The following is a 24,318-nucleotide window of genomic DNA, read 5'->3' on the forward strand; positions in this document are numbered from 1 at the left end:
GCTGGCCATGGCCCAGCGATGTAGGCGGTGTAGTGAGTTCGATGCAGGGCAAGGTGCTGGGCGTTGTCGGATCCAGCGCTGGCGGGATTGAGGAACTGCGTACAGGGCTCGTGATCCCGGCGCTCGAACACGGCTGGAGGGTTGCGGTCACCCTCACGCCGACCGCAGGCCACTGGCTCCGCACGAACGGGGAGACGGCGAAACTCGAAGGGTTGACCGGCCTTCCCGTACGGTCCGAATCACGCCTGCCGGGTGACTCCCGGCCGCATCCGCCTGTGGACTGCTGCGTCGTGGCTCCGGCAAGTGCCAACACCGTCGCCAAGCTCGCCCTGGGGATCTCAGACAACCAAGCGTTGACACAGGTCAACGAAGCCATCGGAACACGAGACCTCCCGGTAGTCGTCTGGCCCCGGGTGAACGCCGCGCATGCTCGCCACCCTGCGTGGAAAGGGCACATCAAAGCTCTTCACGATTCAGGGGTGCGGTTGATCTACGGAGACGAGGTATGGCCGCTCGCCGAGCCGCGGGCTGGGATGCCAGGGCGCCCGTGCCCATGGGGAGCCGTACTAGACGAGGCCATCTTGGCGACCAGGAGCCCTTCATCCTGACTGGCTCCAGTCTGAGGGCAACACCGGCTAACGGAGGGACCGCCCCGTCAGCTACCGCGATCACTCGACCGGCTGAGGCAGGTCGTCGGCTAGCAGACGCTCGTGAAGTTCGCCGAGAGCCGTGCGGTTGCTGTCGAACCGCACTATTTCGACGGCCTCCTCCCAGCCCAACCACTGGACATCGGTGTGCTCCTGGGAGACCTTGATCTCCACATCGGTCAGGTCGATGGCGAACGAGTGCTCCGGCACGACGTACGTCCCAGCAGGCCAACTGCCGCGATCCGCGAAGAACCGCGCCGGGATGCTGGCTGTGGTCTGCAGCGGGTACAGCGGGACGGGACGGGCGAGACCGAGTTCCTCACGGGCCTCACGTACGGCAGCCTGTTGCGGCGTCTCGCCGACTTCGCCACCCCCGGCCACGGCCTGCCACACGTTCATGTCCTCGCGACGCAGCACAGCGTATTCGACTTGGTCGCAAACTCGGCGAAAGGGGACGACAAGAACTTGAAACGGCACCCGGGGCATTGTGGGTCCTTGAGTAGTTATGTGGGGTAAGATGCGCATTCGGTCGAGTTGATTCTGCTTGTTGCGCAGCTGGCCGTCCTGACGATCCGGTGCGGCCTGGTTGTCGGCGTTCATTGGCTCGATCAACGTGTTGCTGTTCGGGGTGGACGAACAGGCAGCACTCCAGTACCGCGATCTCCTCCGTGGCAGGGCGAATCATCCGCCTGCGTTAAGCTCTGCCGCGATGCGTTCCGTCTCGGTCCGGGCGAGCTCCACACGGGGATCGCCCGGATAGGCATGGGGGCCGAGGATCTTCGTGCAATAGAACAGCGACATGAGCTTGCCATCCCGGCATTGCAGATCCTGGCCGCGCTCACGCTGTATGCGTTCAGCCAATTCGGGGAAGGCGAGCGAGTTCCCCCACAGCCATGCGGCATCCAAGCCCCGCGGGGCCATCCCCCAGTCCTCCCAGTCGAACAAGCAGAACTTGGGCGCGGTCACGTTCGCCCAATTCAGGTCGGCGTGCGCCGGCGTCCACTCCCTGATCGCCGTGTCCGCGACATCCGGGAACGCCTCGGTGATCGCATGGGTGACCCCCGCCTGCGTGATCGCGACGGTGTCCGGTGTGGCCACACGCGTCGTCTGCTGGGCAGCGAGGGCATCCAGCGAGAGGTTCAGTGCCTCCCACCACTCATCGGACAACGTCAACACCGCATCCGCGCCCACCGGCTCTCCCGGAAGCAGTTCGGTTTCGTCAGCACGCCACATCGCCCCGCCCGCCGTGTCGCTCCACGACACAGCCTGTAGCCACGCCGGCTTAGCGACACCGTCCAGGACCGCGGCGCACTCTGTTCCGTTCCAGCTCTGCCCCCTGGCCTTTTGCAGCGGGCGCCGTTCGATCCGCACCCACGTGTTCCGGTCGGTACGTCCACCAACCGTCCGGCGCTTCCGTACCACCGTCTCCGGATCCACACGCACGCCGAGTGCGCGCTCGACGCGTTTGAGGACCTCGTCAACCGGTTCAACGCGCAAGTCGACAGAGACGATCGTGGGCGATGAGGCGGTCATACGACTCCTTGAGCTGAGGTATCGCGACGCTAGCAAGAACCGATCCCTACGCAGGGTCAAGCCCCGCACGGATCACACCGTCTCGTGAAGAAGGTATCCAGCAGATCCCGGCAGCGATATCACGCACGTGATGTGCGAAGCGCCCTACGTCGATGCAGAGTTGAGAAAACAAAGGTGCCGCAGAGGGAAAGACAACACCTCGCGACCTACGAGCGCGGCGCGCGACCGGCCCTCGTTGCGGCCGCCCGATGAGCCGCCCTGTCCTTCGGCTCCCCCCGTAGCGGGAGGGCAGGGCATCATCACGGCACCTGCTGCAGCGAACCGGGACTTGGCCTACTCGGTATGGAGTCACCCATCCGATCAGTGGTGATCACCTGAATGGCCGCCAACCGAACCGCTGGACCTCTTGCGTCTCGGTGCTCCTGTACCTCGGGAATGGCACCGTTGGCACGTCTCTGGGGTCCCCTCGGACGGGAGGTGCGCAGGTCAGTGCGCGAAGAGAGAGAACTTCTCCGTGATCGTCTCGCGGTCCGCGTCTTGTGCCAGCAGCGCATGGAGTAGGAGGCGTGCTTGGTAGGGGCCAAGATTGCCAGCCGGGATCAGCCCACGGCTGATCAGATCCTTCTCGGACCCAGGAAAGCCGTACGTCCTGGTCAAGACAGGGCCATTCCCGATGCGCGACGAGAGAACCACGGGGATGCCCGCGGCGAGCCGCTCGAGGCTCTCGACGAGTCGCTGAGGAACGTGACCTACACCGAAGGCAGCGACGACGAGCCCGTCACATCGGCCGTCCCATGCCGCGAGCAGTTCCCCATCGTCGCCGAGACTGACCGTGTACAAACCCACGCGGACCTCACGGCTTCGCGACTGCGCCAAGGGGCCATAGCGGTGGGGCAGCGCAGCGGTCAGCTGTACGCCGTCCTCGGCGATCCGGCCGATGGGCGCTGCGCAGGGTGACGTGAAGGCAGCGGGGCTGGTGGTATGGGACTTGCGGACGTGACGTGCCGCGTGAATCTCGTCGTTCAAGACGACCAGGGCACCGGCGCCACGCAGCCGCGGGTCGGCTGCGGCGAGGACAGCCGCGTACAGGTTGGCGGGTCCGTCGGGACTGGCCATGGTGGGATTGCGCATGGCGCCGGTGACGATGATCGGCTGCTCGTGGCCGTGATGAAGATCAAGGAAGAACGCGGTCTCCTCGATGGTGTCGGTGCCCTGTGTGATCACCACACCGTCGACGTCGCCGCCAGCGAGGGTCTTGTCGACCGCCACGCCAAGTTCGGTGAGGTCGTCGAAGGTCAGCGAGGCACCGGGCACACGGCGGAAGTCGTGCAGGCGCAACTCGAGTCCGTGGCCATCCAGGCCGGGCACGGCCGCGAGGAGGTCGTGGGCGGAGAGGGCCGGCACGACCCCGCCGGCCGCAGTATCAGTGGTCATGGCGATGGTGCCGCCGAGAGAGTAGACAGCAACCGTTGTCGTCGCGCCCATCCTCGCCCTCCAGCTTCTGATCAATCTCAGCCTGGATGAATCTCGTCCCTCGGAGATCGCTCGATGCAGGCTATCGGGTAACCCTTGAGGACGTCAGCCTCAGCCTGAACTGCGGTGGAGCGGCAGACCGTCGGTCGCGTCATCGTGATCGCGAGCTGGTCTTTGCGCCGCTACGGAGTCAGCCGGTTCGGGCCACGGAACAGGAACGTGGCCTCGCGGATCGAGTCAAGCCCGAGCAACACCATCAGGATCCGGCCTAGCCCCATCCCGAGGCCTCCGTGGGGCGGGCAGCCGTACCGGAAGACGTTGAGGTAGTCCTGCATCGGTTCGGGCCTCAGCCCCTTCGCCGCAGCCTGCTTCACGAGCACGTCGTAGCGGTGCTCACGCTGCGCGCCGGTCGTAACCTCCAGCCCCTGCCACAGCAGGTCGAAGCTGAGTGTCACAGCCGGGTTGTCCGCCGGCCGCATGTGGTAGAAGGGCCGGACACTCGTCGGGTAGTGGGTGACGAACACCCATTCATGGCCGGTGTGCTCGCTGAGATGCGCGCCGATAGCGCGCTCGCCCTCGGGGTCCAGGTCCTCCTTCACACCCTGCGGGTCCCAGCCCTTCGCCCGCAGCAGCTCCTGAGCCTCCGCCATTGTGATCCGTGGGAACGGCACCGTCGGCACCGTCACCTCAACGCCGAGCGCATCCCGGATTGCCTCCCCATGCGCGTCGGCGACTCGGGAGATGGCGTGCGCGAGCATCCGCTCCTCGAACGCCATGACGTCCTCGACCCCGTCGATCCACGCCAACTCCACGTCCACGCCCGTGAACTCGGTGGCGTGCCGCGAGGTGAACGACGGCTCGGCGCGGAACACCGGACCGATCTCGAAGACGCGGTCGATGCCGGCCGCGATCGCCATCTGCTTGAAGAACTGCGGCGACTGCGCCAGGTAGGCGGAGCGGCCGAAGTAGCCGAGCTCGAACACCTCCGCGCCCGACTCCGAGGCTGTGCCCATCAGCTTCGGCGTGTGCATCTCCGTGCAGCCCTGCCCGTAGGCGTACTCGCGCATTCCCTGCTCCAGCGTTGTCTGCACGGCGAACAGCAACTGCGCGGCCGGGCGGCGCCGGACGTCCAGGAACCTCCAGTCCAAGCGGTGTTCCAGGCCAGTCTGTTCGCCGATCGGCAGCGGCGTCTCGGCCCGGTTCAGGATCTCGACTCGCTCGGGGATGATCTCCAGGCTATGGAGCTTGACGATCGAGTTCTCGGCGACACGACCGGTGATCCGCACCGCGGACTCCGGCGTGAGCTGCTGCAGGGCGGCCTCGACGTCGTCGCCTGCGCCGCCGCGCCGATGGGTGACCTGCACCATGCCCGTGTGGTCACGTACGACCACGAACTGCACCTTACTCAGCAGTCGCAGAGTATGAGCCCAGCCCGCCACGGAAACGGTCCGGCCCACGTACTCACGCAGCTCGGACACCAGTACACGATCGGTCGTGTGGATCATCGCAGCCCTCCAGGGCATCATGGTGATCCCTTGGGGGCGCGGGCGAGAAGGGGACTCGCGGTTCCACCACGCCTTCACTGCCGCCCCACAGCGGCAGCCTCGTTCGTGGCCGGTAACGAGGCCAGCCGGCGGGGCATTGGGCCATGGGCCGTTTCTCCCCGCACTCGGGAGGGTCTTCGCCCTGAGGCGCGAGGCTGCCTTCCCAACTGCCGGCAGCTCTCTCGGCTCGCGTGATCCCGGGCTACTCGTCTCCGTCATCGCGTTGCCACGGACGATAGCGAGCCAGCACACCGAGAGACAGCGAATTTCTCTTCGGAGGCCCAGCCCTACGAGGCTCGGCCGGCGCATGGACGCAAACGGGTCCACGCGACAACTCCGTGGCGCCGGGGAACGCAATTCCCCCATCCTGACGGCATGCCCACCATCATCACCCCCCGCCTCCGGTACGACGCCACAGCGGTACGCCCACAGTGGGAGGACCTCCCGCACGACGTTCGCCGACTCATCGCACAACGCCTCGGGGGAGGGGTGCAGGCCGGGCCCAGCGCAGGGAGCGGATTCACCAGCGGCTTCGCCGCCGTACTCCGTGGGACGTCCGGACCTCAGTTCATCAAAGTGGTCAACAGCCTGGACAACCCTGTGGTCGCCGACTGCTACAGGCGGGAAGCCGTGATCAACCAGGCGCTCCCCACACAGATTCCGGCACCACACCTGCAATGGATGGAGGAGCACGACGGATGGGTCGTCCTCGGCATCGAGGCTGTCGACGGCGGCCGCTTGCCCACCACGCCATGGAAACCCGACGAGCTCACGGCCACCCTCGACACTTACACGGTCATTGCAGAGGCCCTCTCCACCCCACCCGAATCACTTCATCACGTTGGCCTCAAGCCAGTAGGGGACGACGGCGACTTCGCCGACTGGCGCAACCTCGCCCGTGGCGCCACGCCCACGGACGTCCTCCCTTCCTGGATGCCACTCGATCTACTGGAAGTGCTGGCCAGTCTGGAAAGCCGCTGGCGGGAAGCCGTCGCAGGCAATGCCGTCCTTCACCACGACCTGCGTCAGGACAACGTGCTGATCGACGCATCCGGCACGGCGTGGATCTGCGACTGGAACTGGCCCTGCCTAGGGGCAAGCTGGTTCGACCTCGTCCTGCTCCTGGCCACCGCCTACGCCGACGGCCACGATGCCACCACCCTGTTCACCCAGCACCCCACCGCCGCCGGAGTCGCCGACGAGCAACTCGATGCGGCGCTGGCCGCCCTCTCGGGGTTCTTCCTCACCTCCGGCGGACAGCCCCCAGCAGACTGGTCACCGCACATTCGCCAGCACCAGACGTGGTGTGGCGAGGTCACACTGCGATGGCTGGCCGACCGGCGTGGCTGGACATTCTGAGCTGAGGGACACACATTCAGTGCACGACGGTCGACCCGCTCTGCGTCAGACCGACACCGGTGCTGCAAGGACACCGCTCGGGACCCACTTCCGCAGGACGTCCGGGACCGCCACGGTGCCGTCGGCCTGCTGGTGCTGCTCCAGGAGCGCGGGCACCAGGCGGCTGGTCGCCAGTCCCGAGGCGTTCAGCGTGTGCAGGTACGCCGACCTGCCCTGCCGGGGCCGGAAGCGGATGTTGCCACGCCTCGCCTGGTAGTCGCGGGCATTCGACACCGAGCTGACCTCAACGTACGAGCCGACGCTCGGCAGCCACACCTCGACGTCGTAGGTCTTGGCCATCGCTGCGCTGGTGTCCCCTGCCGCAAGCCGCGTGATCCGGTAGTGCAGACCCAGTTCGTTTACCAACTCCTCAGCCTTGCCGAGGAGGTCCTCGTGCGCGGCGTCGGAGGCGTCGGGGTGGGTGAACTGGAACAGCTCGACCTTGTTGAACTGGTGCCCTCGCAGGGTCCCCCGCTCCGCCGTGCGATAGCCGCCGGCCTCCTTGCGGTAGCACGGCGTATAGGCGACGTACCGCTTCGGTAGCTCGGCCTCGGGCAGCGTCTCGTCCCGGTGGAGGTTGACCAGGGCGGTCTCCGCGGTCGGCAGCAAGAACCGCTCCGGGCCTTGCTCGCCCTCCTCCAGAGCGAAGACCTCGTCGGCGAACTTCGGGAATTGGCCGGCCGCATACCCGGCCGCGAACGTCAGCACGTGGGGCGGTAGCACGAACTCGTAGCCGTCCTGCACATGGGCTTCGACGAAGTAGTTCAGCAGCGCCCACTCGAGGAGCGCACCGTTACCCCGGTAGAGCCAGAAGCCGCTGCCGCCGAGCTTCGTACCCCGCTCGTAGTCGACCAGACCGAGGCGCCGGGCGAGCTCAACGTGATCCTTGGGCCTGAACCCGAACTCAGGGCGTCGCCCGACTTCGCGGACGACCTCGTTGTTCTCCTTGCCTCCGGCCGGCACGTCCGCGTCGGGCAGGTTCGGCAGCGGATCGAGGAAGGCCTGCCGGGCCTGTTCCAGTTCAGCGCACCGCGTCTCGGCGGCGGTCAGTTGCTCGCTGACGGCTGTCGCCTCCGGATGCAGGTCCGCCGCGCCCTCACCAGCCCGTTGCCGCTTCGCGATGTCGCCGGAGATCCTCTTGCGGTCCCCGCGCAGGCGTTCTACCTCGGTGCGCACCGCCCGGTAGTCGTCGTCCAAGCGCAGGAACGCGTCGAGGTCGACGTGGACCGCCCGCTTGGCCAGCGCCTCCTGGACGTACTCCGGGTTCTGGCGAATCAGGGTGACATCGATCATTCTGCCGGTGCTCCATTCGATCAGCCGTCGTGACGTGATCCCTTGGGAGCGCGGGCGAGAAAGGGCATCTCGCGGTGCCACCGCGCCTTCGCCACCACCATGTGGTGGCCTCATTCGCGACCTGGTCACGGGGGTCAACCGGCGGGGCATTGGGCCGTCCATGAGGCCGTTCCTCCCCGCACTCGGGAGTGGATTCACCCTGGGGCGCGAGGCTGCCTTCCCAGCTGCGGGCAGCTCTCTCGGCTCGCGTGATCCCGGGCTACTCGTCTCCGTCATCGCGTTGATGGAGAGGCTAGGACGTGAGCCTCGGCATCGGTACCGAATATCACCGAGAGCCGTGTATCCATACGCTGTGGATACACGCCTCTACCTCGACATCGGGCGCTCCCCCGACGGGAGAGCCCTTGCCTGTTGCCTTCTGTGACCGTTGACGAAGCGCAGTCGATCCGCAGCATCCTCCAGGGTAGAGCCACCCCGCACTGACGGCGTGCCCACCATCGTCAGGGAGATCACTCCGACGGAGCACAGCCCGGTTGCCTCTGATGTGGGTGCCCGGACAAGGGCGAAGCCAGGTAACCGAGACTCGGCCCCTGGCCCTGCGCGACCCGATCAATCAACCTTGCCCTGAACCCCAGGAACTGCTCTCGAACAGAGCGTGAGATCCGTCCACGTGCAGGCACAGCGATCTTGCGATCCTTTGCCCGCCTCCGGATCTCTGCGGGATCCGGTTCGGCATCGCTGAACGTGGCAGCGGGAACCCACTTCCGGGTGGCCGCCAGCGCCTTGCGAGACCTCACCCTCCTGCCGGAAGACGTCCGGCGAGCAGCCTTCACGAAGGGGGAGAGCGTGGATTCGAGGTTCTCATATGAAGCCGCGCTGAGGCCTATTTCGTAGGAGACGCCGTCGACTCGAGTGCCTGCGCCAGCAGGTCGCACGTTGTGCTTCTGCATCGGGTAGCCGAACCAGGTGTCGGCCGTTGTGCAGTTGGGCAGGTGACGCCGCTGGCGGGCAGGGGTTCTACCGGCCCTGCGCAAACCGCTCCAGGAAGGAGCGCACCACCACCGTTGTGGCCAAGGTGATGATCAGCATGGTCCAGCTCCAGGGGCCACCGAACTCCCCGGCCGCCAGCCTGTAGGCGTACCCGGCGATAATGCCCGCCACCGCGGCCAGCGCCATGCGGTGCCAGCGCCGCAAGTGCGATGTCCTACTCGCAGTCCCCTCTTTTGCCATACGCCGACCGTACCCTGACCGCAACTGGTACCTCTCCCGTGCCTAGATGCTCGATCCAGCGCCCGCGCCCTCCGCCGGTATGGGGATCAGTCGTACAGGCGTCCCAGCAGGGCGCCCTGGCCGGACTGCAGGATGTGGGCGGCCTCCAGCGGGATCCAGAAGCATTCGAAGTGCGTGGGCTCCTGCTCCCCGTCGTGGTCCTCCTGGCTCATCCACCGCTCCGGGGTGGGCTCGGTCAGTTCCAGGTGGAAGACGTGCCGGTGCTGGAGTTCGAACCGGTACGGGCTGATGTCGTACTCGGTCTCGCCGAGCTTGCACACGATCTTGAAGTCCTTCAGGCCGGTCTCCTCGCGGGCCTCGCGCAGCGCAGCCGCCTCCGGTGTCTCGCTCTCATGGATGCTGCCGGCCGGGACCTGGATGCCGACCTCCTCGTAGCTGTAGCCGGTGTGCCGGAAGACCAGCAGCTTTCCGTCGCGCACGACGTAGCAGAGCACCTTGTCCTTGGTGGCCTTCTCGGGCACGGGAACACCCCTCTTCATTCGTTGGAACCGGTTGAGTACCCGGCGGTGCCCGAGGTGAGGAAGCACGGCGTGCACCCCGTCGAGGTGGGCGCCCGATGCTGGGTAAACGACCTTGAGTCTAGGTCGTGTGGCCAGGCGGCATGACGGCCCGAAAATGGTCGAACTGGCTTGCGAAGTAAGGGAGATGGGCGGAAGCTGGATCCGGCGGCAGGAGCAGGCCCCGCCGCCCTCCGTGTCGTCGGCGGGCTCCTTCGTATTGAGAAGCGCGTCCGCGGTGTCGGCGGCGGTCACCTTCGGCGTCGCTGCCATCTTCGGCTCGCTCATCGTGGACCTCCTCCTCCCGGCTTCTCGGCCCCATTCCGGCAGCGGGGATCTGTCGGGCGTACAGCTCAACTATTCGACTAAGTACAGGAGTTGTACGTAATGCCGGTGTAGTGCCGCGCCACGCGCAGTACCCTTCTCGTCACGCAGGATGATGGGATGGCTCCCGTGGACGACCCGATCCGCCACTCGCTCGCCCACGCCCGGATCGAGCGCGGATGGACCCAGACCGAACTCGCCCGCCAGGTAAGGCGTGCCGCGCTACGGCGCGCTCTTCGGTCCGGCGTGGACCGGGCGCGGGCGTGGGTCTGGGAGATCAACCGGGCCACCCCCGATGACGACTCCCAGATGTTCCTCGCCGATGTGTTCGAGATCGACCAGGGTCTCGTTGCCGCCCTCGGCTGGCCCAACAGGCTGCCCGGCCGCGGCAGCTTCCGCCGACACGATCTACCCGCCGATCCCGGCAGTGCTGGAGGCAAATGCATGACCGAGCAGACGGCAGCAGAACGACCCGGCATCGCGGCAGCGATTGTGGTCGACGACGGCAGCGTGCTCATGGTCCGTCGTCGGGTCGCGGAAGGCCAGCTGTCCTGGCAGTTCCCGGCCGGTGAGATTGAAGCAGCCGAGACTCCTGAGCAAGCAGCCGTGCGTGAGACCCTCGAAGAAGTCGGCATGAAGGTGACCGTGGTCAAGGTCCTCGGCGAACGGGTGCACCCCAAGACGGGCCGGAATATGTCGTATGTCGCCTGTGCCGTTGAGTCTGGAACTGCGTATGTTGCCGACGATGAAGAGCTTGCTGAGATTGCGTGGGTCCGGCCAGCCCAGATTCCCGAGTACGTGCCCTACGGTCTCTTCGCTCCGGTGCAGGCTTATCTCGACGCCGCTCTGAGTAGGTAACCCTCCGCGGTCGACGAGGTCCGTGCCCGCGCCAGGGATCACCGCCGCCCGATCGTCCGCGATCGCGGCGTAAGAGCATCGAGTGCATGGGCATGATGGTCGGCCCGCGCTTCCAGGACCGTGGTCTTGGCACCCAGATGCGCACGGTCGCCCTCCACTGCAGCCGTAGGCGATCTTCGCGCAGGTCTCACGGATCTGGCGGTCGTGGCGCGCGTCGATGCCGCTGCTTCGGTGTAGCAGGCGCCGTCGCTTTCCTCGGGGGAGGCGTTCATCCTCGTCTGCATGTCCACCTCCTGGCCGTCCCGAGCGGCGAGGGTCAGGTCGACGGCCGCGCCGGCGCTGTGCGGCGCGATCTCGAGTGGGGAGACGCAGCGGCTTGCGGCCTCGTGGACGCGGCTGTCGCTCCAGTTCGGGTTTCCGCGACGCAACTCGGTCGCGTACTCCTCGAAGTACGCCCGCTGGAGCGCGGGGGCCGGTCCCCCTCGACGATGAGCAGGCGAAGCCCGGTGGGGAGCAGTAGCTGAGCGTGTTCCATGCGCTCTACGAGCCCCTGCCGCAGGTGCGCGAAGTGGCCGTCGGCGTCCTGCTTGCGTTCATCGACGAGAAACAGGCCGGACGCTTGGATGTCGGTGAGTTCCTCGCCGCAGTCCTGGACAGGGATGGCGGCGACCCGGGTGTCGGACATCAGCACGATCTTCAACTACGTCTCCTTCGACAGGAAAAGCCGAGATGGCGCGACAGGTGTACGTCGGTGCCGACGGTCACGCCAGGCCGTTGACCGGCATGGCAGCTGGTCCGGATGCGAAACGCGTGAAGTGCGCTGGCGAGTGGTCGATGGCCAGGTCGGGCCGCCATGCGGTGAGGATCTGGGCGCTGCACACGAACAGGCCGTCGGGGAGTTGATCGAGAGGATGCCACGCCCAGTTGCCGACGCTCTCGTCCGGCTGCGTCGCCGGCTGCCCCTGCCGGGCGTGGACGAGCGCGCCGACGGTGACCCGCAGGACACCTTCGACGTGGTCGACGAGCGTGCCCAGGAGCCCGACGTCGCTGGTCCGAGCGATCAGACCGGTCTCCTCGCCGAGTTCGCGAATCGCCGCGTCCTCGAAAGACTCCCCGGCCTCCACACTCCCGCCGGGTAGTTCGAGGGTGCCACGGCGGTGCCGGCCCAGCAGAATGCCCTGCTCGCTCAACAGGATCGCTCCGACGCCGATGGCTGCATGCGCTGCCGGCGCTCTGGTGCTGGCGCTCTCGTCGGGGTGCGGTAGCAGGTCGATAGCCTCGACACGGAAGCCGTACTCGGTGAGCAGGTCTCCTTGTACGAACTCCACGCCGTCAACGTCCGTGTGCGCGGAGAGACCGCGTTCGTGCTGGGTCGGGGACAACTCGATGCCGGTGACGTGGGCTCCGTGAGCTTGGGCGAGATGGACGGCGTGCCTCCTGGGTGGGTGCGCTGGGGATCAGGTGTGCGTGATGAGGTAGGCGGGGCCTTCGCCGCGCCGCGCTCGTTCGATGGCGTCGAGGCGGGCGAAGGCGCGCGGTGCCATCAGCTCCTGCCATGTGGCGAGGTCGTGGACGGCCCACATGTCGTGCTCGTCGGGATCGAGTCGGATCCGGCCGAGCTGGTTGGCGGTCAGTCGACCTCCGTCGAAGATGAGCCCTACCTTGTTCAGCGGCAGGCGTGGCCCGGCGTGCAGGAAGTGCGTCAGGAGGAGCTTCGGCGTGTCCTGTGCGAGCTCGAGGCTGGTCTCTTCGACTGCTTCGCGGCGGGCGGTCTGCAGCGGGTCCTCGCCTGGGGCGTCCAGGTTGCCGCCCGGGAACTGCCAGAGGCGCGAGCCGTAGACCGAGCGCAGCTGGACCGGCCGGTCGTGCTCGTCGCGGATGTACAGGCAGCCGTACACCGTGTGGTGGGGGACGGTCTGTGCATACTGCGCGGGCGTCATCGGCATGGGGCGGCCGGGCCGAGCAGGGCGGTGGTCGAATGCGAAGGCGAGGACACCAAGTGCTTCCTTGGTCGGCGGGTAGATGCTGCGGAGGTTGGCGAGCAGTTCTCCGTGCGGTCCGTCGGGGTCGATGCACGCGGGGTCCTCCGAGCTGAGCAGGTCCTCGAAGGAGGGGTACGGGGTGATCCGGTGCACGATGATGTCGAGTTCCCGGCCGGTGTCGCGATCGTGGAAGACGATCGTGTCGCCGGCTGCGACTGCGCGCTTCTGCGGGGTGGCCACCCTCACTTCGATCGTCTTGCGGCCTGCTTCCACTTGGTGGTAGTACCGCGGGAGCAGGTGCATGTGGTGCTCTTGCGGTTCGTCTCCGGTCGCCGGACTCGGGACGGCTGGGATCCCCTGTTGGGTGTCTTCAGGCACGCGTGCCTCCGATGGATGCGGTGGGGTCCGTTGCGGTCTGTGGCCCGTGGAGGCTGAACCGGCATTGCTCCGTGCAGGTGGCGACGCGCCCCACGGCCTGCTCGGCGAGCTGCCGCACTTCCTCGGGCGCGAGGTCCGGGTGCTTGGAGGCGACAGTGCTCATGCCCACCCCGTTTCGGAGTAGAGGCGGCCGGCGCGGATGCCCTCGATGGCAACTCGGGTGTAGGGGACGAGGTCGTCGGGGAGTGCGGCCGGGTCCCAAAATTTCCACTGGGTGCACTTGTCCGGCTCGCGGAGTTCGGGCTCGCCGGTCCAGGTCCGGGCGCGGAAGAAGAGGCCCATGCGGGGTCGGTCCCCGGCGCGGTCGATGTGGTGGACGACGTGGACGAGTTCGATGTCCTGCGGCTGGATCTGCAGGCCGGCCTCCTCCCGTGCCTCTCTGATCAGGCACGTGATGGCGCTCTCCTGCTCGCAGTGGCCGGCCAGAACGTGCCAGGTGGACGGCGCGAACGCGGAGTCGCGGTGGCGGAGCCCGAGCAGCACCGTTCCGTCGGGCCGCTCCAGGTAGAGGTGGACGCCGATGACGTTGAGGACCGTGCCGTGCGGGGAGGCCGGGTGGCGCTCCTCGTCGGAGGCTGCCCCGGTCTTCGCCGCGGTGCTGGATGCGCTGGCCGTGCGGCTGGCCGCGTGACGCCGTACGAGGTCGCTGGTGGTGTCTGCGATGCGTAGCCGGTGGAGGTCGTCGGGGGCGAACCAGGCCAGCATCACCCCTTCCGTCAGGCGGAGTTCGCGGGGATCGCCATTCCAGCGGCCGGCGTAGATGGCGATGGGCACGGTCCCGCCGGTTGCGTCGGTTGCTTCCTCGATGCCGAACGGGGTCAGGTCGGCGATGTCGAGGCCGGCTTCCTCGTCCAGTTCCCGCCGCACGGTGTGTTCCAGGGTGGCGTCCTGGGGCTCTCGGCCGCCGCCCAGCAGTGACCACATGCCCGGCTCCCAGATCTGGCCGGGGAAGTAGTCGCGCAGGTGGAGCAGGTACTCGCCGCGGTCGTTGTAGATCAGGGCGGAGGCGTTGGCTGTCTCCGGTTCGGCTTCGGGCGTGAGCTTGAGCAGCTTCTCGCGCAGGGAGGGCGAGTACACCCTGTCCACGGGCCGCCATTCGATGCCGCCGACCTCCTCCACCTGCAGCACGACCGGCATGTCCGTCGCCGTGCGCAGACGAAAGAGGAATCGGAGGTCGAAGTGCTGGTGGCCCGGTTCCCCCTTGCCTGGACGGGCGTCGATGTCGTGGATGTCGATGTCGAACGGCACGGCCTCGTGGCCGGGCCACGGTGTCACGGCCTGGGGAGGGATGCCGGTCTCCTCGTGCAGCTCCCGAAGAGCCGCATCGGCCAGGGAGCCGTCTTCGGGCTCGGTGTGTCCGCCGGGAGGGAGGACCTTCCCGCTCGCGAGGTGCAGCACGTGCAGGACGCGGCCGAGCGGATCGACGACGATGGCGCCGCAGGTGACGTGGCCGGAGAAGGTGGAGCGACTGGCGATGTTGGCGGGCCGGTCGAGGGCGTCGAGGAGACCGCCGAGTTGCCTGCGCTCGTCAGGGTGGCGAGCGAGGTAGGTCTCGACGGTGGTGCGGATGTGGTCGTGCGACAGCGGCATAGGGCTACCTCAGAAGGACGCAGGGCGGATCGAGTCGAGGCGGGATGGTCGTCCGTGTCAGCTCAGCCGCATCCCCTCCGCAGGGACTTCCTCGATGGCCGCGGGGCGAGCGGTGGCAAGGCCCCACCGCTCGCGGGCCGTCTCCGCGGCGAGTAGGGCTTGCCGCGCTCCTGGCGGGCCCCATCCCAGAAGGGCGGCTGCCTGGGCGGGGGTGGCGAGCAGACGTGCGAAGGGGCGTCCGGTGGCGGGGTCGACGGCCGCCCGTCCGATGGCGGTGACCCGGGCGGCCAGGCGGAGTCGGGCGTTGGGCCCCACTGAGCCGTAGACCTCGCCGGTGTCGTCCAGCACCCAGCCCAGTCGCACCGGATCGGTGAGGGTGAGCTGGGCCTCCTCGGCGGCTTCGCGGTGGAGAGTGTCCTCGGGCGTCGTATCGGTCTTCTCCACGGTGCCGCCGGGCAGCATCGGCAGCGCGCCTCGGGGGCCGGGGTCGGCCACGAGGACGACCCGGCCGTCGGGGACGAAGCACCACGCCCAGGCTTGCTGCACGGGGAGCCGCTCGGGGACGGGGCCGCGGTTGAGGGGGCTGTCCCACAGGGGCCGGTAGCGGACGTGGACGTCATGGCGGTCCAGCGCCGGGACGTCGAGGATGTGTCGGCCGTCGGCGAGGTGTGCGGTGGCGGTGTTCCCGAGCCGGGCACGGTAGGCGGCGAGCATGATCTGCCCGTCCACGGGCCTCAGCCGCTGCACTGCGTCCCGGGTTTCGAGGAAGGCGAACTCGGACAGTTCCTCGCGCGGCAGGCGGATCGCCTCCACCTGGTCGGGGGTGAGGGTTCCCCCATCGAAGACGAACCGGACTTCCCCGGGGAAATGCGTGCCGGGCTGGGTGTCGGGGTGGTGCGGGGAGAGGGAGTGGACGGCGAGCACGTCCGACAGGGGCAGGTTCGCCAGGCCCAGTTCCTCGGTGATCTCGCGTCGGCAGGTGACGTGCGGGTGTTCGCCGGGTTCGACGCCTCCTCCGGGCAGCAGCCACCGGTCGTCCGCGCGGTAGGTGGGGTGAACGAGCAGGACGCGGCCGATCTGGTCAGTGACGAGCGCGGCGGCGCCGACCCACACCGCGTGCCGGGAGGCGGCGTGCTGCCCTGCGGACCGGGCGGCACGCGGTGCAACATGATCCGAACGTGAGATGGGAGAGGTCATTGGCTCTGCCTTCCTCGAGGGTGGGCGGGCGTGTGTTCGGCGCGGGCTGGGGCGCGGATCTGTTCCTCGGACCAGTTCGGATTGCCTGCTCGCAGTTCTCCCGCGTATTTCTCGAAGTACGACCGCTGGAGCTGGGGTGGCCGGTATCCCTCGGCGAACAGCAGCCGGAGTCCGGCAGGAAGCTGCGACTGGGCATGAAGGGGGCGTTCCAGGACGCCCTGACGTAGGTGCGCGAAGTGTGCGGTCGGCTCGGACTTGAGGTCGTCGACCAGCAGGTCTCGATAGGCCCGGACATCGACGAGTGGTTCGTCGCACTCCTTGGCAGGGATGGCGGCCACGCGTGGGTCGGACATCAGGATGAGGTTCAAACGGATCTCCTTGACGGACGGGGGTTCGCGATGCCGCCACAGGCTCGTACGTGGGGAAGGCTTCGGCATTAACGGCTTGTGCGGTGCGGGCGCGTCCAGTCGAAGTCGAGGCGTGCGTGCCGCTTCACGAGGGTGCGGGCGCCCGTCTCTTCGGTGCCGCCGCCGAGGCGGGAACGGACCGTCAAGCGGGGAGCGTCGCGGATGTGGTGGTCGCGGTCCCAGACGATGACCTGCTGCGTCATCTCCTCAGCGAGTTGCTCGGCGGCCGGTCCGTAGGCGTGAATGCACCACTCCCATGCGGCAGGGCCGGTCTGCTGGAGCAGCAGGCGGGCGAGGGAGCCGTCTCGGACCACGGCTGCCGCATCCCAGCCCTTGGAGCGCTCGACGATCCCGGTGTCGAGTTCCGGGTCGACGGCCAGGCGGCAGAAGCCGTTCATCGTGGTGGCGAGCCACAGCATGAGCTTGTCGAACGGGGTGTTGCCGGGAATCGTGATGCCGGTCCGGCGTTCGAGCCGAGGCGCCTGCAGGGCCCGGGTGAGCTGCTCGGCGTCCGCCGTTCCGCCCTCTGGGAACCGCACGCGGATTTCCCCGCCACGCAGGGACACGACATCATCCGCCGGCGCTCCGGCGCCTTGCATGGGGACGAACCCACACACCGTGTACGAGCGGCTGACCAGCTGGTCGCCGTGCTTCTCGAAGGCGACGGCCCAGCTGTATCCGTGGATTGTCAGCGGGACCACGAGGCGCCCGCCCTCGACGAGCGGGGTGATCCAGGCCGGCGGGATGTCGGAGGCTTGGACGGTCACGATGATTGCGTCGAGAGAGCCTTCGTCGGTGAAGTCGGGAGCACCGTGCTCGCCGTCACCCAGTACGACGCGCACCCGGTCGTACCCGGCGGCGGGCAGGAACCGTGCCGTGCGCTCGACGATGAACGGGTCGATGTCCATGGTGACGATCAGCCCTCCGGGGCCGACGACCTCCTGCATGTAGCCGGCGTTGGGGCCGTTGGAACCGATCTCCAGCGCGGTCTGGCCAGGGCCGAGGGCAGCCTCGCGGAGCATGACGGCCTGCAGCCAGGGTGCCGAGACCGTACTGGTGGCCCGGCCGTCGCGGTCTCTTTTGGTGGTGATGATCGCGTCCTCTGCGGCGTACACGGTCTCCAGCGGCACCCCGGGGAGGAAGAGGTGTCGACGCACCCGTCGAAAGGCAGCCTCGACGGAGGCGTCGGCGATGTAGCCCTGGTCGATGAGCCTGTCGGTCATCGCCTCGCGCAACCGGTGGCTCTCGCGCGCCCTCTCGGGGTCCTCTGACGGCCTGGGCTGGAGGGAGAGGTTACGGTGCACGGGCGGCAGATCCTTGAGGAGACCGGGCCAGACGCAGTCCAGCACATGCGCGGACGGCGTGAACAGCGTGCCCGTGAGAGCGGGCAGGTCGGCGGGCCAGTGCCACTCCCAGCGGTGGAACAGCTCGGGTTCGAGCACTGCGGGGGTTCCGTGGTGGGCGGTGACGCGGACGGCGGCGGTCAGGCGGGGGACGTTGTAGGTGGTGTCCATCAGGACGGCGAGGACCTGGGCGTCTTCCGTCGAGGCTTCCAGTCCGGTCTCCTCGGCCAGCTCGCGGACGGCTGCCTGTTCGAAGGATTCGCCTGGGTCGGGCTTGCCGCCGGGAAGTTCCCAGACGCCGCGCGTCGATCGGCCGAGCAGCACGCGGCCCTGTTCGTCGGTGACTACGACACCGGCGCCGATGAGGCCCTGTGGGGCGGGACGTTGCTTGTCGGCGAAGGCCACCGGCCCGGTGATCGGATGGCGCAGCACCAGCACGGCCAGCCCGTCGGCGTCGAATCGATCGGCCGTGGTCCATCCGGCGGCGGCCAGGGTGAGTTCGTCCTCGTCCAGGGCGATGTCGCGCCGGTCTTCGGGGACGGCGTTGGCGAGCGGCGTGATGATGCAGATGGTGCCGTCGGGGCGCAGATGCTCGCGCAGACGGGTGAGGAGCCACGTGCGGTTTTGGACGAAGGCGTAGCTCAGGCGGAAGGTGATCAGATCGTACGCAGCATGCGGCAGGGCGGCGAGGGAGTCGTGCTCGATGTCGTGGTGCAGGAAGCGCACGTCGGCTCCGTCGGGAGCCTGCGCGGCGGCGAGTTCGACGGCCGACTCCGCGTAGTCGACGGCATCGACCGAGTAGCCCATCTGGGCAAGGTGGAGGGCGAGTTCGCCCAGACCACAGCCCACGTCCAGGGCGACGGCGGGGCCCTGCGGGCGCAAGGCGGAATCCAGTACGGCACATTCGGCGTCGGTCAGGGCCCGGAAACTCTCGCCGCGGGCGTAGTGGTCGTGCCATTCGTCTTGCTGCGTGTATCCCACCGAGGCTGCTCCTTACGGTCGAGAGGGTGGTCAGGCGCTCTGGGTGCGATGGAGGCGGCGCAGGGTCTGCCGGCCGCGTTCGACGACCTCGGGGTCGTCGTGGGTGAGGCCGTAGGCGATCCCGCTGAGGGCGTCGAGGGCCGCCTCGCACTCCTTGTGCTCGGCTTCGAGCGGGGTCAGGGGCCTGCCGTACCCGGTGAAGAAGGCAGCGCGCAGGTCTTCGCGGCCGTCCCAGAGGTCGGCCAGGCGTACGAAGTCGTGGCCCCGCTGCCGTGGCTCGGCCCGCTCAAAGTCGAAGACGCCGACCAGGCCGGTGTCGGTGAGCAAGGCGTTGCGCAGCTGCAAGTCGCCCAGGGTAGGGACACGCTCGCCGGGCGGCAGGCTGTCGTACCGCGCGGCCAGCCGGCGTACCAGGTCCTCGTCTGCGGAGGACAGCAGCGGCCGGGCTGCCTGAAGGTGACGGTCCACCTTCTGGGTGCGGGAGACCGGCGGTTGCTCGGCCGGGTGGCCAGGGGAGCTGTCGTGGAAGGTGCGCGCGATCTCACCGAGCTGCTGGTGCACACGGCGCTCGTCGGTGGATGCCAGGGTGAGGCCGTGGAGGTTATGGCCGGGCAGTTGGGTCAGGACGACCGCCAGGAGCCGGTCATTCGAGGCGACCAGGCGCGGGGCGCGCTCGCCGAGAGCGGGCACCCACTCCCGGTATGCGAACACCTCACGCGAGTAGAACTTCTCGCTCGGGTGCTGCTTGAGGTACCAGGTGCCGCCCGACCTTCCGGTCAGCTTCCAGACCCGGCTGGTGGTACGGCTCCATGAAGCGTTCTCGATTGCCGCGAGCGGGCCGACGGCCTGCTTGGCGAACCTCCAGAGTTCCTGCGAAGGACTTGACAGATCACGGGAGTTGGTCTCGGACAGCAATTGCAGCCGGTTCGGGCCGTCCGCGGTGTAGGCGACCGGATCGTCGGGCTGCTGGAAATGGATGGCGAAGTGTCGTCCGGCGCGCAGGGCCTCCAGCCCGGCGCGGGGGTAGGCGACCATGTCCGGCGGGAGGCGGTCGAGGGGGTACCAGGCCATCTCGCTGCACAGATGGGGTTCGCGGATGTGCGGCTCACCCGTCCAGGAGCGGACGACGCCGAAGACACCCACGCGGGCAGAGCCTTTGGGACTGCGGTGATGGACGACTGCGGCGATCTGGACATCGCCGGGGATGATGGCGACGCCGATTTCCTCGGCGGCCTCCCGGACGAGGGCCTCGACGACGTCCTCGTGGTCACCGTCGATGTGGCCTGAGGGCATGTGCCACAGACCGGTGGCGTAGACGTCACCGGCCCGGCCCGTGAGCAGGACTTCCCATTCGGTTCTGCCGGGGCGTAGGAGGACCGCGTGTACGTCGATGGGTGCGGCGAAGCGTTCGCTGGCCGCCGGCGGCGGCGCTGCGGGCTGCTGTGCAGGTGTGGGAGCGGAAGCGCTCATGCTGGCTCCGAGGCGGGCGTGGTGAGGTCGGGTGCTGTGGTCTGGTCCGGGACGGTCTGGTTGAAGGCGTGGGACTGGAGCAGGTAGGCGTCGCGGAAGGCTCCCGTGCCGGTGTGGGGGTCCATGAGCTGGTCGAAGGAACCGTGCTCGACGACGCGGCCGTGGTCGAGGACGACGATGGTGTCGGCGTGCCGGACGCTGTGCAGGCGGTGGGTGACCAGGACGATGGTTTGCCCTTGGCCGGCCAGGGCGCGGATCTGGTCGAACACGCGCTGCTCGGCGGCCGGGTCGAGGGCGCTGGTGGGTTCGTCCACCACGAGTACCTGGCCTGAGCGGAACCGCCCGCGGGCGATGCCGATCTTCTGCCACTGTCCGCCGGAGATGTTCTGCCCGCCTTTGTAGCCGCGCTGCAGGAGCGTGCCGAGCCCGTGGGGCAGCTCGTCGATGACCGTGTCGGCGCCCGAGTAGGTGGCTGCCTCCATGATCGGCTCGTCGTCGAACGGGCGGCGAGGGCGGCCGATGCCGATGTTCACCCGTGCGGTGAAGGGCCACCGATAGAAGTCCTGGTTCACGGCGGCGACGCGGTCGAAGATCTGTGCGCGGTCGGCGCGGACCGCATCCACGTTGTCCCACCAGATGTGTCCCTCGTCGGGCGCGTAGAGCCCGCACAGCAGCTTGACGAGGGTCGACTTGCCGGAACCGTTGCTGCCCACCAGTGCGATCGTCTTGCCCGCAGGCAGTACCAGGTCCACTTCGGACAGCGCCGGATTCTCCTTGCCCGGGTAGGTGAAGGTCACCTTCTCGAAGCGGATCTCCTTTACGTGTTCGGGGAGGTCCTGGCCACCGTCTGGGATGGCGCGGCGGCCGGCCTCTGTGCACAGCCGCTCGAAGTCGCCGACGAACAAGCTCTCCTGGTGGACGTCGGAGATCTGCAGGACGCATCGGCGCAGGGCGGCGGAGCCGGAGCGGATGGCCAGCACCGCGGTCCCGGCGACGGAGAGCTGCATTGACCCGGTCCACAGCAGCACACCGAGCATTCCGTATGTGGCGGCGGTGGCGGCGCCGGTCGCGGCGGAGGACAGCAGACCGGTCCGGGCATCGAGCCGGGCCAGCCGGGACTGCTCCCGCTCGCTGGTGTCGGCCATGCCTCGGAAGTGCTCCAGCAGGAACGGGCCCATCGCATACAGGCGGATCTCGGCGGCGGCCTCCTGGCTGATCAACAGCCGGGTCAGCAGCTGCGCAGCGCGGGCGTGCTGAACGAACTGGTGGAAACTGACGTACCGGCGGCGAGCCTTGGCCATCGCACCCCACGCGCTGGGCAGCGTCATCGCGGCCAGCAGCGGAAGCAAGGCCCAGTGCAGCACGGTGAGAACCCCGGCTGCGGCGATCAACGAGATCAGCGCGTTGACCACGCTGGTGGTGTACTTCACCATCCGGCGGGCCGACTCCGCGCCCCAAGAAGCTGAGTCCAGCAGCCGATGGAATTCGTCGTCCTCGACCGCTTTCAACTCAACCCGCGAGACCAGCGTCAGGTACCGCTCCGTGGCCACCCGCTGGACTTTGGGCTCCAGGGCCCCCGTCGCGGCGGTCGACGCCGCCGCACACAGTGCCCCGACAACTCCCATCACCGATACGGCCATCAAGACGGGAAGCGCATGGGTGATCCGCTCCGTGATCGTCCCCGCACCCAGTAGATGGCTCAGCACCGAATTGACGGCCACCAGGCCGACCGCCTGGGTGACTCCCGAGCCGATCTCGGCCACGGCCACCGTGCGCAGCGCCCGCCGGTCCGCCCAATGCGCCAGCCGCACCGACGTAGCCACCAAACGGGGAAGCTGCCGGGCCATCGACCACAAGGACAACCCCAGCCACGCCCCATGGTGGGCGTTCCAGCCCACGTCGTACTCCAGCTGACCGCCGAACAGCAGCATCTCCGATGCTGACACCGCTTCCTCGGCCTTATCCGCATCGGGTCGCGGAGCTTTCCCTTCGCTCATGACCGCTCCCGTGCCGGGGCGGGAATGCCGGGTGCGGCCGGGTCGGACAGCGCCCACTCCAAAGGCCCTGGTCCGGTGGCGGATGTGACGTGCTGGGTTCCGTCGGCGGCGATCTCCAGGCGGTAGGAGGTCGGCTCGCCGGCCGCCACCCAGCGCGCGTGCACCTCCTCGACTTCCGCCCAGACGGGCCGTTCGCCGACGGACTCGGCCATCCAGCCGCCGTCTGCCGCAGGGCGCACGACGACCCACGAGTCCTCGTCGGGGGCGACGAGCGTCAGGTGCTCGGCCTGGTAGTCCCGCACCAGCCCAGGGGCGAGATGATCGAGGGCGAGCCACAGGCCGTATGCGCTCTTGTCCGGTGGCGCCAACGATGTATTGCGGCGTGAGCCGGGCTCGGCGGCGATCCGCTCGCGGTGGGCAAGCGCGGTCAGCCATTCCAGCCCGTGTGCGGGGCGATGACCGCTGCGCACCCCGCGCAACGTGGCCTTCACACGCCCCCGCGCGGTCTTCTCTACCACGGCACGTCCCGGCCAGCTCGGCGACCGGGTCGTGATAGTCGTCAACAGTCGGCCGCCGTTCGCCAGTTGATCCAGCCAGTGCGGCGGGACGGCCTCGACCGCGAAGCCGGACAGCACCCGGTCGTACGGACCGAAGGAAGGTGCTCCGGCATATCCGTCTCCGGTGACGGCGCGAGGGCGGAAGCCGAGCGGGGCCAGGCGCTCCAGGACCGCTTCCACCAGATGCGGGTCGCGGTCCACGAGCGTCACCCGCTCCGGTCCGCAGATCAGGCACGCCGCCGCCCCTGTGACCCCCGGGCCGCTGCCCAAGTCAAGGAAGGACTGACCCCTCTGTGGCTGGAGTTCGCCGAGGAACGCGGCGGTCATCGACATCACGCTGGACAGTGACGTGATGCGCCCGCCGGTCACCACTCCCCGCCGCTGCCCGTCCAGGCGTTCACCATCGTGCTGGACCCGGACGCTGTCGCCGCTGTAGAGAACCTTGATCCACTCTTCGCGGTCCTCGGGATGCGCCCCGTCCAGCAGCTTCCACACTCCCGGCTCGACACCATCGGGTACCTGGCGTACGTACGCACGCGGGATCAGTACGTCCAGACGCAGGGCGAGCAGCGCCTCGCGCACGACAGGGGCCAGGGGCTGGTCGGCTTCCAGCCGGGTGACCATCTCCTGGCGTGCCTGCCTGGCCCGGGGGTCCTCCTCGGGCAGGGGAGGAGGTGGCGCGGTGTGGGGAGCGGCAGGGGTGATGTGGTGCATGCGGGCCTCCAACGAGCTGGGCGAATCGGCGGGTAGGGGTGTGGTGCGGTCAGGACTCCTTCGGCTCCTCGCCGGCGGCGGGCATGCGGATATTGGCGCGGGGGCTCCCTGCGACGAAGTGCTCCAGCAGGGCAGCGGTGAAGGGGTGAGCGTCGAGGGGAGGCTCACCCGGTTCGGCCCACACCAGCTCGGTGTGCCTGTCCGGCTCGGCGTTGAACGGCTCACCGCTCCAGGTCTGGGTGGTGAACAACAAGGCGAGCCGGCGCTCCCCATCGGGAGAGATCAGATGCGCGGTACAGCACAGCCACAGATCCTCCGGCTCGACGTGCACCCCGACTTCCTCACGGACCTCGCGGCACGCCCCGTCCTCGAACCACTCGTCGCGGTCGAGATGGCCGCCGACGATGGTGAGTTGCCCCGCGTACCGGGGCTCGGCTCGGCGGAGCAATAGCACGCGGCCGTCCTGTCGGTGTAGGAGGACAAGTACGTCGACGATGCTCTTGTAGCGGTCAGTCACGTGAGGCCCCTTGCAGGGGGCGATGTGGGGGCTCTCCGCCGCGTGCTGGGGCTCCGGCGCGCTAGGTCCGGGAGGCCGGGGGCAGCCGCTCTGTTCGAAGTTCCGCGGAACGTCGGTGCGTCGCATGCCGGGATGCATTGCGCCTCCTCGTTGACGTGAAGCTCGGACAGGTGCTCGGACTAACGGCCCCGGAAGGAACGCGTTCGGGGGTGGTGCGGGCGAATTCTTCGAGCGAATGTGCTGATTCGTTGTCTCGGGCTAGAGGTGA

The 24,318-nt window shown here is 68.2% G+C and carries 23 protein-coding genes and 1 pseudogene; 4 read left to right on the forward strand and 20 right to left on the reverse strand.

Translation table 11 applies throughout. From position 1 onward, the window contains the following. Positions 1 to 41: 41 nt before the first annotated feature. Positions 42 to 608 (forward strand): flavoprotein, encoded by a 567-nt coding sequence (locus ACH47Z_RS28900; protein ID WP_399078721.1) that lies wholly within the window; start codon positions 42 to 44, stop codon positions 606 to 608. A 60-nt stretch (positions 609 to 668) separates the two neighbouring features. Here the strand turns inward: ACH47Z_RS28900 and ACH47Z_RS28905 are convergent, their stop codons facing one another. The 4 genes from ACH47Z_RS28905 to aspS all read right to left on the reverse strand — a co-directional run bounded on the left by ACH47Z_RS28905 (position 669) and on the right by aspS (position 5,158). Beyond that, complete coding sequence (locus ACH47Z_RS28905) at positions 669 to 1,247, reverse strand: NUDIX pyrophosphatase (RefSeq protein ID WP_399078723.1); 579 nt, start codon at positions 1,245 to 1,247, stop codon at positions 669 to 671. A gap of 81 nt (positions 1,248 to 1,328) precedes the next feature. Beyond that, positions 1,329 to 2,180: a hypothetical protein gene (locus tag ACH47Z_RS28910; RefSeq protein ID WP_399078725.1), complete on the reverse strand. Its 852-nt coding sequence runs from the start codon at positions 2,178 to 2,180 to the stop codon at positions 1,329 to 1,331. Positions 2,181 to 2,666: 486 nt separating this feature from the next. Next, positions 2,667 to 3,665 (reverse strand): asparaginase, encoded by a 999-nt coding sequence (locus ACH47Z_RS28915; RefSeq protein WP_399078727.1) that lies wholly within the window; start codon positions 3,663 to 3,665, stop codon positions 2,667 to 2,669. Between the two features lie 170 nt (positions 3,666 to 3,835). Beyond that, positions 3,836 to 5,158, reverse strand: a complete 1,323-nt coding sequence (aspS, locus tag ACH47Z_RS28920) for an aspartate--tRNA(Asn) ligase (protein ID WP_399078729.1) — start codon at positions 5,156 to 5,158, stop codon at positions 3,836 to 3,838. 414 nt (positions 5,159 to 5,572) lie between these two features. Between aspS and ACH47Z_RS28925 the strand changes: the two genes are divergently transcribed. Continuing rightward, complete coding sequence (locus ACH47Z_RS28925) at positions 5,573 to 6,556, forward strand: phosphotransferase (protein WP_399078731.1); 984 nt, start codon at positions 5,573 to 5,575, stop codon at positions 6,554 to 6,556. 45 nt (positions 6,557 to 6,601) lie between these two features. On the opposite strand, the gene serS is transcribed toward ACH47Z_RS28925, so the two are convergent. From serS to ACH47Z_RS28945, 4 genes are all read right to left on the reverse strand, one after another. Further along, on the reverse strand, positions 6,602 to 7,888 hold the full coding sequence (gene serS / locus ACH47Z_RS28930) for a serine--tRNA ligase (protein WP_399078733.1): 1,287 nt from the start codon (positions 7,886 to 7,888) through the stop codon (positions 6,602 to 6,604). Positions 7,889 to 8,397: 509 nt separating this feature from the next. Further along, positions 8,398 to 8,838 carry a histone-like nucleoid-structuring protein Lsr2 gene (locus tag ACH47Z_RS28935; RefSeq protein ID WP_399078735.1) on the reverse strand — a complete coding sequence of 147 codons (441 nt, stop codon included), beginning with the start codon at positions 8,836 to 8,838 and terminating at the stop codon, positions 8,398 to 8,400. Positions 8,839 to 8,905: 67 nt separating this feature from the next. After that, positions 8,906 to 9,064: a hypothetical protein gene (locus ACH47Z_RS28940; protein WP_159033110.1), complete on the reverse strand. Its 159-nt coding sequence runs from the start codon at positions 9,062 to 9,064 to the stop codon at positions 8,906 to 8,908. Between the two features lie 140 nt (positions 9,065 to 9,204). After that, positions 9,205 to 9,639 carry an NUDIX domain-containing protein gene (locus tag ACH47Z_RS28945; RefSeq protein WP_399078737.1) on the reverse strand — a complete coding sequence of 145 codons (435 nt, stop codon included), beginning with the start codon at positions 9,637 to 9,639 and terminating at the stop codon, positions 9,205 to 9,207. Between the two features lie 804 nt (positions 9,640 to 10,443). Between ACH47Z_RS28945 and ACH47Z_RS28950 the strand changes: the two genes are divergently transcribed. Continuing rightward, positions 10,444 to 10,857, forward strand: coding sequence for an NUDIX hydrolase (locus tag ACH47Z_RS28950; protein WP_399078839.1), 414 nt, complete (start codon positions 10,444 to 10,446; stop codon positions 10,855 to 10,857). A 188-nt stretch (positions 10,858 to 11,045) separates the two neighbouring features. Here the strand turns inward: ACH47Z_RS28950 and ACH47Z_RS28955 are convergent. Next, positions 11,046 to 11,482: pseudogene (locus ACH47Z_RS28955) on the reverse strand (dipeptidase); the annotation flags it as partial. Between ACH47Z_RS28955 and ACH47Z_RS28960 the strand changes: the two are divergent. Continuing rightward, entirely contained in the window at positions 11,384 to 11,635 is a 252-nt protein-coding gene (locus tag ACH47Z_RS28960) for a hypothetical protein (RefSeq protein ID WP_399078845.1), read from the forward strand. The pseudogene ACH47Z_RS28955 and the gene ACH47Z_RS28960 sit on opposite strands and share 99 nt — an antisense overlap. Here the strand turns inward: ACH47Z_RS28960 and ACH47Z_RS28965 are convergent. From ACH47Z_RS28965 to ACH47Z_RS29015, 11 genes are all read right to left on the reverse strand, one after another. After that, positions 11,619 to 12,185: an NUDIX hydrolase gene (locus ACH47Z_RS28965; RefSeq protein WP_399078739.1), complete on the reverse strand. Its 567-nt coding sequence runs from the start codon at positions 12,183 to 12,185 to the stop codon at positions 11,619 to 11,621. The genes ACH47Z_RS28960 and ACH47Z_RS28965 overlap by 17 nt on opposite strands. Before the next feature lie 129 nt (positions 12,186 to 12,314). Next, positions 12,315 to 13,142, reverse strand: a complete 828-nt coding sequence (locus ACH47Z_RS28970) for an NUDIX domain-containing protein (RefSeq protein ID WP_399078741.1) — start codon at positions 13,140 to 13,142, stop codon at positions 12,315 to 12,317. Positions 13,143 to 13,209: 67 nt separating this feature from the next. Beyond that, positions 13,210 to 13,380 (reverse strand): hypothetical protein, encoded by a 171-nt coding sequence (locus tag ACH47Z_RS28975; RefSeq protein WP_399078743.1) that lies wholly within the window; start codon positions 13,378 to 13,380, stop codon positions 13,210 to 13,212. Further along, positions 13,377 to 14,867, reverse strand: a complete 1,491-nt coding sequence (locus ACH47Z_RS28980) for an NUDIX domain-containing protein (RefSeq protein WP_399078745.1) — start codon at positions 14,865 to 14,867, stop codon at positions 13,377 to 13,379. The genes ACH47Z_RS28975 and ACH47Z_RS28980 overlap by 4 nt, the downstream gene beginning before the upstream one ends. Positions 14,868 to 14,924: 57 nt before the next feature. Further along, complete coding sequence (locus ACH47Z_RS28985) at positions 14,925 to 16,064, reverse strand: NUDIX hydrolase (protein WP_399078747.1); 1,140 nt, start codon at positions 16,062 to 16,064, stop codon at positions 14,925 to 14,927. Beyond that, positions 16,061 to 16,432 carry a hypothetical protein gene (locus tag ACH47Z_RS28990; protein ID WP_399078749.1) on the reverse strand — a complete coding sequence of 124 codons (372 nt, stop codon included), beginning with the start codon at positions 16,430 to 16,432 and terminating at the stop codon, positions 16,061 to 16,063. Before ACH47Z_RS28990 ends, ACH47Z_RS28985 begins: the two co-directional genes overlap by 4 nt. Positions 16,433 to 16,500: 68 nt before the next feature. Beyond that, the gene (gene fxlM, locus ACH47Z_RS28995; protein ID WP_399078751.1) at positions 16,501 to 18,795 is read right to left on the reverse strand and encodes a methyltransferase, FxLD system; all 2,295 of its coding nucleotides are present in this window, start codon (positions 18,793 to 18,795) and stop codon (positions 16,501 to 16,503) included. A 30-nt stretch (positions 18,796 to 18,825) separates the two neighbouring features. Further along, the gene (locus ACH47Z_RS29000; RefSeq protein ID WP_399078753.1) at positions 18,826 to 20,265 is read right to left on the reverse strand and encodes a phosphotransferase; all 1,440 of its coding nucleotides are present in this window, start codon (positions 20,263 to 20,265) and stop codon (positions 18,826 to 18,828) included. After that, positions 20,262 to 22,262 (reverse strand): ABC transporter ATP-binding protein, encoded by a 2,001-nt coding sequence (locus ACH47Z_RS29005; RefSeq protein ID WP_399078755.1) that lies wholly within the window; start codon positions 22,260 to 22,262, stop codon positions 20,262 to 20,264. Before ACH47Z_RS29005 ends, ACH47Z_RS29000 begins: the two co-directional genes overlap by 4 nt. Then, the gene (locus tag ACH47Z_RS29010; protein WP_399078757.1) at positions 22,259 to 23,533 is read right to left on the reverse strand and encodes a protein-L-isoaspartate O-methyltransferase; all 1,275 of its coding nucleotides are present in this window, start codon (positions 23,531 to 23,533) and stop codon (positions 22,259 to 22,261) included. The genes ACH47Z_RS29005 and ACH47Z_RS29010 overlap by 4 nt, the downstream gene beginning before the upstream one ends. Before the next feature lie 49 nt (positions 23,534 to 23,582). After that, positions 23,583 to 24,050 carry an NUDIX domain-containing protein gene (locus ACH47Z_RS29015; RefSeq protein WP_399078759.1) on the reverse strand — a complete coding sequence of 156 codons (468 nt, stop codon included), beginning with the start codon at positions 24,048 to 24,050 and terminating at the stop codon, positions 23,583 to 23,585. Positions 24,051 to 24,318: the final 268 nt, after the last annotated feature.

It is taken from the genome of Streptomyces sp. NPDC020192, from assembly GCF_044388685.1.
In the GTDB taxonomy this organism is placed as follows: domain Bacteria; phylum Actinomycetota; class Actinomycetes; order Streptomycetales; family Streptomycetaceae; genus Streptomyces.

Bases quoted from the DNA above. Each gene is read 5' to 3' on its own strand.
- ACH47Z_RS28900 (WP_399078721.1), top strand. From the start codon at position 42: ATGCAGGGCAAGGTGCTGGGCGTTGTCGGATCCAGCGCTGGCGGGATT.
- ACH47Z_RS28905 (WP_399078723.1), bottom strand. From the start codon at position 1,247: ATGAACGCCGACAACCAGGCCGCACCGGATCGTCAGGACGGCCAGCTG.
- ACH47Z_RS28910 (WP_399078725.1), bottom strand. From the start codon at position 2,180: ATGACCGCCTCATCGCCCACGATCGTCTCTGTCGACTTGCGCGTTGAA.
- ACH47Z_RS28915 (WP_399078727.1), bottom strand. From the start codon at position 3,665: ATGGGCGCGACGACAACGGTTGCTGTCTACTCTCTCGGCGGCACCATC.
- aspS (WP_399078729.1), bottom strand. From the start codon at position 5,158: ATGATCCACACGACCGATCGTGTACTGGTGTCCGAGCTGCGTGAGTAC.
- ACH47Z_RS28925 (WP_399078731.1), top strand. From the start codon at position 5,573: ATGCCCACCATCATCACCCCCCGCCTCCGGTACGACGCCACAGCGGTA.
- serS (WP_399078733.1), bottom strand. From the start codon at position 7,888: ATGATCGATGTCACCCTGATTCGCCAGAACCCGGAGTACGTCCAGGAG.
- ACH47Z_RS28935 (WP_399078735.1), bottom strand. From the start codon at position 8,838: ATGCAGAAGCACAACGTGCGACCTGCTGGCGCAGGCACTCGAGTCGAC.
- ACH47Z_RS28940 (WP_159033110.1), bottom strand. From the start codon at position 9,064: ATGGCGCTGGCCGCGGTGGCGGGCATTATCGCCGGGTACGCCTACAGG.
- ACH47Z_RS28950 (WP_399078839.1), top strand. From the start codon at position 10,444: ATGACCGAGCAGACGGCAGCAGAACGACCCGGCATCGCGGCAGCGATT.
- ACH47Z_RS28970 (WP_399078741.1), bottom strand. From the start codon at position 13,142: ATGCACCTGCTCCCGCGGTACTACCACCAAGTGGAAGCAGGCCGCAAG.
- ACH47Z_RS28975 (WP_399078743.1), bottom strand. From the start codon at position 13,380: ATGAGCACTGTCGCCTCCAAGCACCCGGACCTCGCGCCCGAGGAAGTG.
- ACH47Z_RS28980 (WP_399078745.1), bottom strand. From the start codon at position 14,867: ATGCCGCTGTCGCACGACCACATCCGCACCACCGTCGAGACCTACCTC.
- ACH47Z_RS28985 (WP_399078747.1), bottom strand. From the start codon at position 16,064: ATGACCTCTCCCATCTCACGTTCGGATCATGTTGCACCGCGTGCCGCC.
- ACH47Z_RS29000 (WP_399078753.1), bottom strand. From the start codon at position 20,265: ATGAGCGCTTCCGCTCCCACACCTGCACAGCAGCCCGCAGCGCCGCCG.
- ACH47Z_RS29005 (WP_399078755.1), bottom strand. From the start codon at position 22,262: ATGAGCGAAGGGAAAGCTCCGCGACCCGATGCGGATAAGGCCGAGGAA.
- ACH47Z_RS29010 (WP_399078757.1), bottom strand. From the start codon at position 23,533: ATGCACCACATCACCCCTGCCGCTCCCCACACCGCGCCACCTCCTCCC.